The organism is Nocardioides pinisoli, assembly GCF_024199985.1.
Classification (GTDB): domain Bacteria; phylum Actinomycetota; class Actinomycetes; order Propionibacteriales; family Nocardioidaceae; genus Nocardioides; species Nocardioides pinisoli.
Genome location: NZ_JANARS010000001.1, coordinates 528592 through 541085 on the forward strand (window position 1 = coordinate 528592; position 12494 = coordinate 541085).

Annotated in this window: 12 protein-coding genes; 7 read left to right on the top strand and 5 right to left on the bottom strand. The window is 72.4% G+C overall.

The genetic code is table 11. From position 1 onward, the window contains the following. The first annotated feature begins 52 nt into the window (after window positions 1–52). From NCI01_RS02525 to NCI01_RS02535, 3 genes are read left to right on the top strand one after another with little or no spacing between them, the layout of a single operon-like run. Complete coding sequence (locus NCI01_RS02525; RefSeq protein ID WP_254179888.1) at window positions 53–1723, top strand: sulfatase-like hydrolase/transferase; 1671 nt, start codon at window positions 53–55, stop codon at window positions 1721–1723. 25 nt (window positions 1724–1748) lie between these two features. Further along, on the top strand, window positions 1749–2312 hold the full coding sequence (locus NCI01_RS02530; protein WP_254179889.1) for an anthranilate synthase component II: 564 nt from the start codon (window positions 1749–1751) through the stop codon (window positions 2310–2312). Then, window positions 2305–3591, top strand: a complete 1287-nt coding sequence (locus NCI01_RS02535; protein WP_254179890.1) for an anthranilate synthase component I family protein — start codon at window positions 2305–2307, stop codon at window positions 3589–3591. Before NCI01_RS02530 ends, NCI01_RS02535 begins: the two co-directional genes overlap by 8 nt. Before the next feature lie 57 nt (window positions 3592–3648). Here the strand turns inward: NCI01_RS02535 and NCI01_RS02540 are convergent, their stop codons facing one another. The 5 genes from NCI01_RS02540 to NCI01_RS02560 form a co-directional block, all read right to left on the bottom strand. Then, entirely contained in the window at window positions 3649–5049 is a 1401-nt protein-coding gene (locus NCI01_RS02540) for a HAMP domain-containing sensor histidine kinase (RefSeq protein ID WP_254179891.1), read from the bottom strand. 61 nt (window positions 5050–5110) lie between these two features. Continuing rightward, window positions 5111–5806: a response regulator transcription factor gene (locus NCI01_RS02545; protein WP_254179892.1), complete on the bottom strand. Its 696-nt coding sequence runs from the start codon at window positions 5804–5806 to the stop codon at window positions 5111–5113. A gap of 39 nt (window positions 5807–5845) precedes the next feature. Next, complete coding sequence (locus NCI01_RS02550; protein ID WP_254179893.1) at window positions 5846–6709, bottom strand: fructosamine kinase family protein; 864 nt, start codon at window positions 6707–6709, stop codon at window positions 5846–5848. Further along, window positions 6709–7215 (bottom strand): low molecular weight protein-tyrosine-phosphatase, encoded by a 507-nt coding sequence (locus NCI01_RS02555; protein ID WP_254179894.1) that lies wholly within the window; start codon window positions 7213–7215, stop codon window positions 6709–6711. Before NCI01_RS02555 ends, NCI01_RS02550 begins: the two co-directional genes overlap by 1 nt. Continuing rightward, on the bottom strand, window positions 7215–7604 hold the full coding sequence (locus tag NCI01_RS02560) for a phage holin family protein (protein ID WP_254179895.1): 390 nt from the start codon (window positions 7602–7604) through the stop codon (window positions 7215–7217). The genes NCI01_RS02555 and NCI01_RS02560 overlap by 1 nt, the downstream gene beginning before the upstream one ends. A 37-nt stretch (window positions 7605–7641) precedes the next feature. Here NCI01_RS02560 and NCI01_RS02565 point away from each other — a divergent pair, with 37 nt between their 5' ends. The 4 genes from NCI01_RS02565 to NCI01_RS02580 all read left to right on the top strand — a co-directional run bounded on the left by NCI01_RS02565 (window position 7642) and on the right by NCI01_RS02580 (window position 12031). Next, complete coding sequence (locus NCI01_RS02565) at window positions 7642–8217, top strand: VanZ family protein (RefSeq protein WP_254179896.1); 576 nt, start codon at window positions 7642–7644, stop codon at window positions 8215–8217. A 9-nt stretch (window positions 8218–8226) separates the two neighbouring features. Then, window positions 8227–9297 carry a histidinol-phosphate transaminase gene (gene hisC / locus NCI01_RS02570; RefSeq protein WP_254179897.1) on the top strand — a complete coding sequence of 357 codons (1071 nt, stop codon included), beginning with the start codon at window positions 8227–8229 and terminating at the stop codon, window positions 9295–9297. 104 nt (window positions 9298–9401) lie between these two features. Then, window positions 9402–10391: a glutathione S-transferase family protein gene (locus NCI01_RS02575; RefSeq protein ID WP_254179898.1), complete on the top strand. Its 990-nt coding sequence runs from the start codon at window positions 9402–9404 to the stop codon at window positions 10389–10391. A gap of 236 nt (window positions 10392–10627) precedes the next feature. Further along, complete coding sequence (locus NCI01_RS02580) at window positions 10628–12031, top strand: hypothetical protein (protein ID WP_254179899.1); 1404 nt, start codon at window positions 10628–10630, stop codon at window positions 12029–12031. Window positions 12032–12494 lie beyond the last annotated feature (463 nt).

Here is a 12494-nt window from a genome sequence, read left to right on the forward strand (position 1 = left end):
GCACGGGACAGGCGGGGGAGCAGTGGGGTACTTCAAGGGAGCGTGGGCAGGCGTGTGCCTGTTCGCACTGATGGCATGCGGCGCGACGGGCGGGTCGTACGACGCCGTGCCCGGGGCGGGCGAACCGCTCCGGCAGGCGACGAGCGACAGCGCCGCGGTCGCGGAGCTCAAGCCGGCGGCGGCTCGCGACGAGCGACCCAACATCGTCGTGGTGCTGCTCGACGACTTCTCGATGGACCTGGTCCAGACGATGCGGTCGGTGCAGCAGATGCGCAAGGCCGGGGCCAGCTATCCCCACTCGTTCGTCACCGACTCGCTGTGCTGCGTGTCGCGGTCGAGCTTCTTCACCGGGCAGTACCCCCACCAGACGGGCGTGCTCACCAACACGTCCAACAAGGGCGAGTCCAAGCTCGGCGGGTGGCCCGCCTACGACACCAACGGCAACCCCGAGCGCGCCTTCAACGTGCGGCTGCAGGAGGCCGGCTACCAGACCGGCTTCGTCGGCAAGTTCCTCAACGAGTACGAGTGGTCGCCGGGGCGGGCGCTCCCGCCGGTGGTGCCGGGCTGGACGACGTTCAACACCGTCTTCGGCTCCGCCTACGACGGCTGGGACTTCGCCAGCACGACGCTGGTCGACCAGCGGCTGCAGCTGGTGCAGCACCCGGCGCCGCCCGCGAGCGCGAGCAACTCAGCGAAGGACAAGGCCTACGCCGGTGCGGTGATCGGCGACCTGGCGATGGACTTCCTCACCGCCAACGAGGCCGCAGGGACGCCCTACTTCCTCGAGGTGGCGCTCTACGCGCCGCACAACCGCACCAACCCCCAGGGCCACTACGCCGGTGACCCGCTCTTCCCGCCGATGTTCCGCGACCGCTCCGGCAAGCGCAGCTGCGGGCGCGTGGCCTGCCGCAAGCTGACCGTGGACGACCTGCCCGGCTTCGCGGACCCGCGCAAGGACAACCGGCCGCGCCTGGCCAACGGCAAGCGCGCCCGGGCGTGGAACACCGCCCGCACGCTGCCCGCATCGGCCGCTGTCCGCGACCTCCGCGACCGCGCCCGGATGGCACAGTCGGCCGACCGCCTCGTCCGACGCATCCTCGAGACCGTCGGTCCCGACACCTACGTCGTGCTCACCTCGGACAACGGCTTCCACCTCGGCCAGAACGGCATGGGGCGCGGCAAGGGGACGCCGTACGACACCGACGTGCGGGTGCCGCTGCTGGTCACCGGCCCCGGGGTGGTGCCGGGCAAGCGCCGCGAGGTCACGAGCAACATCGACCTCGCGCCGACCTTCGAGGAGCTCGCCGGGCTCCCGCCGGTGCCCTTCCGCAGCGGGCTCTCGCTCGTGCCGACGCTGGCCGACCCCGCGCTGGTGCGGCAGTCCCACGCCTTCCTCGAGCACACCCAGCAGACGCTCACCGGCAACGACCCGGACGCCGCGTTCAGCGGCTCGGAGCTCGACCGGATCCCCACCTACACCGCGGTGCGGAGCCGGACGGCGCTGCTCGCGCGGTTCGACCTCGACCCGCGGCCCGGCAAGGTCACCTGGGGCTACGAGTACTACAGCTACAAGCGCGGCAAGTTCGAGAAGCGCAACGCCTTCGCGAGCCGCAAGCGGGCTCCCGAGGTGGCGGCGCTGATGGCGAAGCTCACCGCGTTCGACGGTTGCCGCGAGGTGGCCGACCAGCCGGTGTCCGAAGGGTGCCGCGCCCTGCGGCAGTAGGGCTCCCGCGCACTACTGTCGGTGCGTGCAGCCGGACGTGATCGTGGTCGACCACCACGACTCCTACACGTGGAACCTGGTGCACCTCGTGGCCCTCGTGACCGGCGCCCTGCCACGCGTGGTGCAGCACGACGAGGTGACGGCCGAGGACGTGCTGCGGCACTCGCACGTCGTGCTGTCGCCCGGGCCCGGGCATCCGGCGACCCCCGCGGACTTCGCGGTGGGGCCTGAGGTGCTGCGCACCGGCACCCGCCCCGTGCTCGGCGTCTGCCTCGGCATGCAGGGGCTGGTGACGGCGTACGGCGGCTCGGTGCGGCGCCTGCGGCCGGCGCACGGCGAGGTCGCGACGGTGCGCCACGACGGCGCGGGTGTCTTCGCCGGCCTGCCACAGGGGTTCGCCGCGGTGCGCTACCACTCACTCGGGGCCGTCTCTCTCCCCGACGACCTCGTCGCGACCGCGTGGACCGAGGACGGGACGGTCATGGGCGTGCGCCACGCCTCGCTGCCGCTCGAGGGCGTGCAGTTCCACCCCGAGTCGATCCTGTCCGAGCACGGCGAGGCACTGATCCGGAACTTCCTTCATGACTGACGACCCGGTCGACTTCTTCCGGTCCGTTGCGGCGAAGCACCCGCGCTGCTTCTGGCTCGACGGCGGCGGCGCGCGGGAGTGGTCCGGACGGCGCTCGATCATCGGCTGGCTCGACGACGACGACCCGTCCCTGTCGTGGTCGGCCGCCCGCCGCGAGGTCACCCTGCACGCGGGCGGTGCCCCGACCGTCGTCGGCGACGACGTCTTCGCCGTCCTCGAGGAGTGGGTCGCGGCGGGCGAGCAGTGGTTCGGCTACCTCGGCTACGCCGCGCGCACCGACCTGCCCGCCGCCCCCGACCCGACCCTGCCCGACGCCGTCTGGATGCGGCCGCGCTCGGTCCGGGTCTTCGAGCACCCGGGCGGGGAGGCGGCTGGGGTCGTGGCGGACGCCGTGGCGGACTCCCCGCCCGAGCGGGGAGTCCGCCACCTGGAGGGGGAAACAACCCCCACGGAGTGTCGGACTTCCCCTCCAGGCTTCTACGAGCGCGCCCTCGCGCGGGTCCAGGAGCACCTGCACGCGGGCAACTCCTACGAGGTCAACCTCACCCACCGCCTCACCCGCACCTCCGACCTCGACCCGGTGACCGCCTACCTCCGGCTCCGCGAGCTCAACCCCGCTCCCTACAGCGGCTTCCTCCAGCACGACGTCGACGGCGCCCGCGCCTGGCTGCTGTCGAGCTCGCCGGAGCGGTACGCCCTCGTCACCGCCGACCGCCACCTCGAGACCAAGCCGATCAAGGGCACGACCCCGCGCGGCGCGAGCGTCGAGGAAGACGAGCACCACCGCGAGCGGCTCGCGCGCGACCCCAAGACCCGCGCCGAGAACCTGATGATCGTCGACCTCCTCCGCAACGACCTGTCACTGGTGTGCGAGGTCGGGTCGGTGGAGGTGCCGGCGCTGATGCAGGTCGAGACCTACGAGTCGGTGCACCAGCTGGTGTCGACGGTGCGCGGTCGGCTGCGCGACGACGTCTCCACGGTCGCCGCCCTGCGCGCGCTCTTCCCGGCCGGCTCGATGACCGGCGCGCCCAAGCTGCGCACCATGGAGGTGATCGAGGAGGTCGAGTCGACGCCGCGCGGGGCGTACGCCGGCGCCTTCGGCTGGATCAGCGGCGACGGCCCGGCCGACCTCGGGGTCGTCATCCGCTCCCTCATGACCGACGGCGGCGGCACCTGGACCCTCGGCACGGGCGGCGGCATCACCGTGAAGTCGGACATGGCCGAGGAGTGGGCGGAGTCGGAGTGGAAGGCCGAGCGCCTGCTGCGCGTCTTCGGGTGATCTGTGCACCCAGGACTCCCGCTTGTCGGCCGAGATCTTGGGTGCAATGTGGGGTGGTCACCGGATATCCGGGGATTCCGCTTTCACCCCCGGCACCCACAGCGCGAACCGGGCCCCGCCGTCGGGGGCCTCGGACACCTGGACCTGGCCGCCGTGGCGGTCGATCACCTGGCGCACGATCGCCAGGCCGAGCCCCGAGCCGGGCATCCCGCGCGACTCGTCGGCCCGGTAGAACCGCTCGAACACGTGCGGCCGGTCGGACTCCGCGACGCCCTCGCCCTCGTCGTCGACGGTGAGCACGCCGCCGGCGAGGCGCACGGTCACGGTGCCCTCGGGAGGGCTCCACTTGCCGGCGTTGTCCAGCAGGTTGGTGACCGCCCGCTCGAGGCTGTTGGCGTCGCCCACGACCGGCCACGGCTCCAGCTCGACGTCGAAGGACACGCCGTGCGCGCGACGTCGTACGCGCGTCACCGCCCGCTCGACGACCTCGGCGAGGTCGACCTCGGTCACCACGCGCGTCGAGGGCTCGTCGCGCGCGAGCTCGACCAGGTCGCCGACGAGCGCGCTCAGCTCCTCGATCTGGCCGCGGACGTCGTCGAGCAGCTCCAGCCGGGCCCCGGCCGGCAGTGCCGTGTTGCCCTCGGCCTGGCGGAGCAGGTCGAGGTTGGTGCGCAGGGAGGTGAGCGGGGTCCGCAGCTCGTGGCTGGCGTCGGCGACGAGGCGCCGCTGGCGGTCGCGGGAGGCCCCCAGTGCCAGGAGCATCTGGTTGAAGGCGGTGGCGAGCCGGGCGACCTCGTCGTCGCCCTCGACGCGCAACGGTCGCAGGTCCTCGGTCATCGCGATGCGCTCGACCGACGTCGTCAGCCGGCGCAGGGGCCGTAGCCCGTTGCGGGCGACCAGCCAGCCGGCGAGCAGCGCCGCCAGCACGCCGAGCGCGCCGAAGACGAACAGCACCCCGCCGAGCTTCTCCAGCGTCCGGTCGTTGGGCGCGAGCGGTTGCGCGAGGATCAGCGCCTCGCCGCTGCCGGCTTGCACGGTCGCGACCCGGTAGCGCTCGCCCTGCGCGGTCACCAGGGTGCGCACGGCCGACTCCCGCCGGCCGGTGACGACGTCGTACTCGGGCTGGCCGAGGGTGAAGTCCGGGATGTCGGCGCCGGACATGCCGCGGCCGTCGGCGGTGATGAAGATGATGCGGACGTCGGCCGCGCCGAGCACCCACGGCGGGGCCCCGTCGGCCGTGATCCTCGACAGCGTGGTGTCGGCGGTGGCCTTGTGGGCTCGGTTGAGCAGAGACTGGTCCAGCGAGTTCATCATCTGCTGGCGCATCACCACGAAGGCGGTGAAGGCCATGACGGCGATCGAGAGACCGAGCGCGACCGTGGTGAGCACGGCCACCCGCGAGGCCAGCGAGCGGCGGTAGTGCCAGCGCCCGTCGCGCCAGGTGGTCGGGGCGCTCATTCGGGGTCCCCGCGACGTTGTTCGGGGGAGCGCAGCGGAGGAGAAGAACGCCGTGGGGTGTTCATGCTTCCTTCAGCACGTAGCCGACGCCGCGCACGGTCTGGATCAGCCGCGGCTCGCCCTCCGCCTCGGTCTTGCGGCGCAGGTAGCCGACGTAGACCTCGAGCGAGTTGGCACTCGTCGGGAAGTCGTAGCCCCACACCTCCTCGAGGATGAACGAGCGGTCCAGGACGCGGCGCGGCCGGCGCAGGAACATCTCGAGCAGGGTGAACTCGGTGCGGGTCAGCTCGATCGGTCGGCCGCCGCGGGACACGTCGCGGCTCGCGACGTCCATGGTGAGGTCGGAGAACGTCAGCACCTCGCTCGCCGCGTCGCCGTCGGGCACGACGCGGCGCAGCAGCGCACGCAGCCGCGCCAGCAGCTCCTCCAGCGCGAACGGCTTGGTGAGGTAGTCGTCGGCCCCGGCGTCGAGGCCCTCGACCCGGTCGCCCACCGCGTCGCGGGCGGTGAGGACCAGCACCGGTACGTCGTTGCCCGCCGCCCGCAGCGCGCGGGTGGTCTCGATCCCGTCGAGCCGCGGCATCATCACGTCGACGACCACGACGTCGGGGTGCTGCGCCCCGACCGCGACCAGTCCCTCGGCACCGTCGGCGGCCAGCACGACCTCGTAGCCGTTGAACTCCAGCGACCGGCGCAGCGAGTCGCGGACGGCGCGGTCGTCGTCGACGACCAGCACGCGGGGACGGGACTCACTCACCCGGCAAGGATGCCACCGGCGCCTGAGGCGAACCTGAGATCAGGCGTAGCGCGCCGCGACCACCCCGGCGCGGGCGCCGTAGCCGCCGCCGAACATGCACGCGTGCACGAGCAGCGGGAAGAGCTGGTGGACCCCGAGCCGGTCCTCCCAGCCCTCGGCGAGCGGGCGGGCCTCGTCGTACGCCGCCATCACCCGCGGCAGGTGCGTCAGCCCGAAGAGGTGCAGCATCGCCAGGTCGAGCTCGCGGTGCCCGCCGTGGGCGGCGGGGTCGATGACGTGGATGGCGAGGTCCTGGCCCCAGAGGCAGTTGCCGTTCCACAGGTCGCCGTGCAGCCGGGCGGGCGCCTCGTCGGGCAGGAGCGCGGTGAGCCTGCCGACCACCGCCTCGACGGCGGCGGCGTCGGTGTCGGAGATCGCGCCGCGGTCCCGGGCCAGCTTGAGGTAGGGCAGGACCCGGCGCACGGCGTAGAACTCCGGCCACGAGTCGGCCGGCTTGTTGGGCAGCGGCAGCCGCCCGATGAAGCCGTCGTGGTCGAGCCCCCAGCCGTCGGCGCCGGCGGCGTGGGTGGTGGCGAGCTGCTGGCCGAAGGTGACGGCGGCCTCGACCGGCGTCTTCGGGCTCTGCTCGACCCAGGCCAGGACCAGGCAGTCGCTGGCGGCGGCGAGCACGTCGGGCACCGGCACCCCGCCCTCGACCTCCGCGAGCCACCGCAGCCCCGCGGCCTCGGCCTCGAAGAAGCCCTCCGGTGCGTGTGGCAGCGTCTTCATCAGCGCGGTCTGCCCGTTGGACAGCCGCAGCCGCGTCGCCCGGGCGGTGTCGCCGCCCGCCACCGGGGAGGTCGCCACCACGGCCGTGCCGAGGAGCTCCTCGGCACGCTTGGCGACCAGTGGCTGGCGAGCCATCAGCCGGGGCCCTGGAGAGCGCGGGGGAGGGCGGCCACGATCGCATCGCTCGTGCGCTCGACCATCGTCAGCACCTCCTCGAACCCGTCGGCTCCACCGTAGTACGGGTCCGGCACGGCGCCACCCGGATCGACCGGATCGAGGTCGCGGAACATGCCCAGCCGCTCGGTGCGCCCGCCCACGTCGGCGAGGTTGGCCTCGTCCATCACGAGCACGAGGTCGTACGCCTCTGGCCAGGTCGCGTCGTACTGCCGGGCGCGGTGCCGGCTCGGGTCGTAGCCGGCCGCGGCCAGGGTCGCCGCGGCGCGCGGGTCCATCGGGTTGCCGACGTGCCAGCCGCCCGTACCGGACGAGGCGACCTCGACGCGGTCGGCGAGCCCGGCGTCGGCGAGGCGGCTCTCGAGGACGACGTGCGCGGTGGGGGAGCGGCAGATGTTGCCGAGGCAGACGAGGGCGATCCGGTAGCGCCCGGGCTCGCGGGCGGCGGGGAGGTCCGGCACCCGCATCAGTCCCCGTCCGGCAGGGCCACGCGCACGCCCCAGCCCACGACGGTCACGATGACCGCCCCCACGAGCGCGTTCCAGAAGCCGTCCACGTGGAAGCCGAGGTCGAAGGCGTCGGCCAGGCTGGCGGTGAGCATCAGCATCAGCGCGTTGATCACCAGGAGCAGGAAGCCCAGCGTGAGGATGATGAAAGGCAGCGAGAGCAGCTTGATCACCGGCTCGATGAAGGCCGACACCAGCCCCAGGATCAGCGCCACCAGCAGCAGCGGAACGATCTTGTCCTGCAGCTCGGCCTGGCCGTTCTCCGCCCCCTCGAACCAGATCCCGTCGAGGAGCCACGCCGCGACGGCCAGCCCCGCGGCGTAGGTCAGCAGCCACGTCACGAACCTCATGCCGCGACCCTAGCGGGGCGACGACTACCCTCCCCGGATGGTCACGATCGGAGGGGCGGGCGTGATGGTGCTCGGCGCCCTCGCGGCCGCCGTGCTCGCCGGGCTGCTCGCCCTCGCCGTACGCCCTCGCCTCGGCACCGCCACCGCGGTGTCGGTCGCGGGCCTGCTGTGGTCGCTCGTGGCGATCGCCCTGGTGACGCTGGTGCCGACCCGCCCCGACGTCGGGGTCGTGCCGGCGGAGACGCGCAGCGAGTCGTGCTCGTGGGACTACGGCGGGCCCTCGGGCACCACGTTCGAGGTGCTCGGGCTCGACCAGCGCACCCTCAACGTGCTGCTCTTCGTGCCGGCCGGGGTCTTCCTGGTGCTGGCCGTCGGCCGCTGGTGGACGGGACTGGTGCTGGCGCCGGCCGGCCTCGCCGGCCTGGCGGCCTACAGCCTCGCCATCGAGCTCACCCAGCTCCAGCTCGCGCGTCTCGACCGGGCGTGCGACGTCACCGACATGGTCGACAACATCCTCGGCGCCGCGATCGGCGTCGCCATCGGCGTGGTGCTGCTGCCGGTCGTGAAGCCGTGGCGCGGCCGCCGCCCGTCACGTCCGCCGGTCGCTCACTAGGGTGCGGGCATGAGCTCTCCTCAGCCCCGGCCCAACGTGCTCGCCATCCCTGCGTACGTCGCCGGCAAGCCGCCCGTCGCCCGCCCCGGGCTGACGTCGTACAAGCTGTCGTCCAACGAGAACCCCTACCCGCCGCTCCCCGGCGTGCTCGAGGCAGCCCGCGCGGCGGCGGCAGAGATGAACCGCTACCCCGACATGGGCAGTGCCGCGCTCTACGCCGCGCTCGCCGACGCGATGGGCGTGCCGTCCGAGGACCTCGCTGCGGCGACCGGGTCGGTGGCGCTGATCTACCAGCTCGTCAACGCCTTCTGCGAGCCGGGCGACGAGGTCGTCTACGCCTGGCGCTCGTTCGAGGCCTACCCGATCGCGGTCACCGCCGGCGGGGCCCGCAGCGTGCAGGTGCCGGTCACGGCGGACGGGCGCCACGACCTCGACGCGATGGCCGCGGCGGTGACCGACCGCACCAAGGTCGTCATCGTCTGCACGCCCAACAACCCGACCGGCCCGGCCGTCACCCAGTCCGAGCTCGACGCCTTCATCGCGAAGGTGCCCTCCCACGTGGTGGTCGTGGTGGACGAGGCCTACCTCGAGTTCGTCCGCATGGACGACGCCATCGACGGCATCGCCACCTACCGCCGCCACGACAACGTCGTGCTGACCCGCACCTTCTCCAAGGCCTACGGCCTGGCCGGCTTCCGGGTCGGGTACGCCGTCGCTCCCGCACCGCTCGCGGCCGCCCTGCGCGCGGTGTCGCTGCCGTTCGGCGTCAGCCACGTCGCCCAGGCCGCGGCCATCGCCTCGCTCGAGGCGCAGGACGAGCTGTTCGCGCGGGTCGAGGACCTCGTCGCCCGGCGCGCCGACCTGGTCGCGCGGCTGCGCGAGGTCGGCTGGGAGCTGCCCGACGCCCAGGGCAACTTCGTGTGGTTCCCGCTGGGTGAGCGCGCCCTCGACTTCGCCGCGGCCTGCGGCGAGGTGGGGGTCTCGGTGCGGCCGTTCGCCGGCGACGGCGTACGCGTCAGCATCGGTGAGACCGAGGCCTTCGATCGCGTCGTCGAGGTGGCCGCCCGCTTCGCCCCCTAAGGCCCGCTCGAGCGGTGAGTGAGACAGGTTCCGTGGCCTCGGAACCTGCGCCACTCACCGCTCGTCGGCCCAGGGGCTCTGACCCCCGGGGCTATGGTTGAAGCGTGAACGACACCGCGACCTACACGAAGAAGGGCGAGCCCTTCGAGCGCGACATGTCCTACCTCCCCGACCGGGTGCTGGCGGGGGACCGCTCGGCGGACCCGCTGGACGACGAGTTCCCGAGCGGGTCGAAGGACAGTCCGCGTGACGTGCCGGTGTGGAAGGCAGAGCCCGGTCGCTACCGGCTCGTCGCCGCGCGCGCGTGCCCGTGGGCGCACCGTTCGATCATCGTCCGGAAGCTCCTGGGCCTCGAGGACGTCATCTCGTGGGGCGCGCCCGGCCCCACGCACGACGCGCGCAGCTGGACCTTCGACCTCGACGAGGGCGGCCGCGACCCGGTGCTCGGCATCGAGCGGCTGCAGGAGGCCTACTTCGCCCGTGAGCCGGGCTACCCGCGCGGCATCACGGTGCCGGCGATCGTCGAGGTGGAGTCGGGCAAGGTCGTGACCAACGACTTCCCGCAGATCACCCACGACCTGTCGTTCGAGTGGCGCGAGCACCAACGCTCCGACGCCCCCGACCTGTGGCCCGCCGACCTCCGCGAGGAGATGGAGGCGGTGATGAAGCGCGTCTTCACCGAGGTCAACAACGGCGTCTACCGCTGCGGCTTCGCGGGCTCGCAGGAGGCCTACGAGGACGCGTACGACCGGCTGTTCACCGCGCTCGACTGGCTCGAGGAGCGCCTCGCCGACCGCCGCTACCTGATGGGCGACGCCATCACCGAGGCCGACGTCAGGCTCTTCACCACCCTGGTCCGCTTCGACGCGGTCTACCACGGTCACTTCAAGTGCAACCGCAACAAGCTGACCGAGATGCCGCACCTCTGGGGCTACGCCCGCGACCTCTTCCAGACCCCGGGTTTCGCCGACGAGGTCGACTTCGACCAGATCAAGAAGCACTACTACGTCGTCCACACCGACATCAACCCGACGCAGATCGTCCCGGTCGGTCCCGACGAGTCGGGCTGGCACACCCCGCACGGTCGCGGCTGACCTCGCGGACTAGGCCACCCCCGCCCTCACGGGTGGGCAAACCTGCAGGTCTGGTCAAGCGAGCCCGGAGGGGTCTCGGCGGTTGGTCGACTTCTTGGTCTGTGTCGGTCCACCCCTGCTAACCGGGCCGAGAGTGGGGGGTGGGCTCGAGCGCGCCGGGGAGTGCCTCTCCGGGCCGCTCCGTCGACGACCGGTCGGCCGTCGACGACAGCCGAACCAGGGGATGGAGCACGACGATGGCACGAGAGGAACGCGCGACCGCGGGGGTCGCACTGAGGCGGTTGTTGGCGCTGGCGCTGCTGCTGCCGGCGATGGCCGCACTGAGCGTCGGGCCGGCACAGGCGGCCGGCAACTCCGGCACCATCAAGATCCACGCCGAAGGGTCACCCTCCGGCACCGAGAGCAACGAACCGCATGTGTGTGCCTTCGACGTCGAGGCCTTCGGCTTCGACGAGGGGTTCGAGGGGTACATCGCGTTCGAGGTTCAGGGCGCGGACGGCCCGACCGGGGTCGCTGCCGGGCCCTTCGAGGTGGGACCGGCCGATGCGACGGGTTACTTCGCCAGCGACTACTTCAACGTCGCAGGCGGTGAGGTCATCCAGAACGGCCACTACAAGGTGACCCTGTACGGCAAGTTCAACGGGCGGATCGACTACGAGGACGTGAAGGCCAAGTCGAAGGTGTTCAAGGTCGACTGTCCGGCGCCTCCCCCGCCGACGCCGGTGGCGCCGACTGCTCCGACGAAGGCGGACGTGTGTGAGCCGGCGACGGGTCCGACGGATGACCGGGTCACGATTCCGACGGATGCGAACTTCACCTACACGCTGGACGGGGCGCCTGTCGCGGCCGGTGAGGTCGTGGCGACGGGCACGAGCCACACGGTGGTGGCCGTCCCGAAGGCCGGTGTGGTGGTCCAGCAGGGCGCTACTACGACGTGGACGTTCACGTTCACCAAGGTGCTGTGCGTGACGCCGCCGACGCCGGTGGCGCCGACTGCTCCGACGAAGGCGGACGTGTGTGAGCCGGCGACGGGTCCGACGGATGACCGGGTCACGATCCCGACGGATGCGAACTTCACCTACACGCTGGACGGGGCGCCTGTCGCGGCCGGTGAGGTCGTGGCGACGGGCACGAGCCACACGGTGGTGGCCGTCCCGAAGGCCGGTGTGGTGGTCCAGCAGGGCGCTACGACGACGTGGACGTTCACGTTCACCAAGGTGCTGTGTGTCACGCCGCCTCCGCCGCCTCCGCCGCCCCCGCCGCCGGTGAACCCGCCCGTGGTCCCGCCGGTGACGCCGCCCGTGGTGACCCCGCCGGTGGTGACGGCGCCCGAGGTGCTACCCGAGCAGGCCTTCGGCAAGGCCGTCGGTAAGGTCCGGGTCACCTGCCAGGGCACGGTCAGCGCTCGGCTCGCCAACCGGTCGGGTGGCCGGGTCGTCTACACCCTCCGAGTCGGCACGAAGGTGCACCGCATCACCGTGAAGGCCCAGGACAGGCGGAAGTTCGTCACCCGTGGCCCGGCGCGGGCGAAGGTGACGTTGAAGGTCGGCTCCACCCGGCTCGACCAGGCCCGGATCCCCGCCCGGTGCGCCGCGCCCGAGGTCCTTCCCGACACGGGGCTGCGCGCCACCAGCAGCTGAGCAACGTACGACACGCAACCGGCGTCGACGGGTCCACAGGGCCCTCATCGGCGCCGGTTCGTCGTGCCGGGACCTGGCCGCGCGCCTCTCCCAAAATGGGTACGTGGTCTGGTCCGCCCGGCCCTTATCCGGCCCGCTTTACCAACATTGGGTCAAGCACCTCCACAGGTAGCCCATGACCTCCTCGCGGTGGATTCCCGTCGTGGTGACCTGCGCGCCAGTCTGCTGCTGCGACACATGAGCGCCGTACCACTCGGGGGTGGACGGCGACCACGGTCGGCGGCGCTGGGGGGCGCCGGTCACCAAGGGGCTTTCAGTGGGGACTACTCGCGCCAGGGGGCGGGCAATGCATCACGCATCAACAGCTGTGACGACGACACGACGTGGACGGCGGGCCAGGGGGGCCCACGCCGCCGAACGCCGACGGGGCCTCGGGCGGCTCACGAGACTGGCCGCCCTCCTC

What these genes read in the sequence shown, in the direction of transcription:
- NCI01_RS02535 (WP_254179890.1), top strand. Translation starts at nt 2,305, where the DNA reads ATGACTGACGACCCGGTCGACTTCTTCCGGTCCGTTGCGGCGAAGCAC.
- NCI01_RS02540 (WP_254179891.1), bottom strand. Translation starts at nt 5,049, where the DNA reads ATGAGCGCCCCGACCACCTGGCGCGACGGGCGCTGGCACTACCGCCGC.
- NCI01_RS02550 (WP_254179893.1), bottom strand. Translation starts at nt 6,709, where the DNA reads ATGGCTCGCCAGCCACTGGTCGCCAAGCGTGCCGAGGAGCTCCTCGGC.
- NCI01_RS02555 (WP_254179894.1), bottom strand. Translation starts at nt 7,215, where the DNA reads ATGCGGGTGCCGGACCTCCCCGCCGCCCGCGAGCCCGGGCGCTACCGG.
- NCI01_RS02560 (WP_254179895.1), bottom strand. Translation starts at nt 7,604, where the DNA reads ATGAGGTTCGTGACGTGGCTGCTGACCTACGCCGCGGGGCTGGCCGTC.
- NCI01_RS02565 (WP_254179896.1), top strand. Translation starts at nt 7,642, where the DNA reads ATGGTCACGATCGGAGGGGCGGGCGTGATGGTGCTCGGCGCCCTCGCG.
- hisC (WP_254179897.1), top strand. Translation starts at nt 8,227, where the DNA reads ATGAGCTCTCCTCAGCCCCGGCCCAACGTGCTCGCCATCCCTGCGTAC.
- NCI01_RS02580 (WP_254179899.1), top strand. Translation starts at nt 10,628, where the DNA reads ATGGCACGAGAGGAACGCGCGACCGCGGGGGTCGCACTGAGGCGGTTG.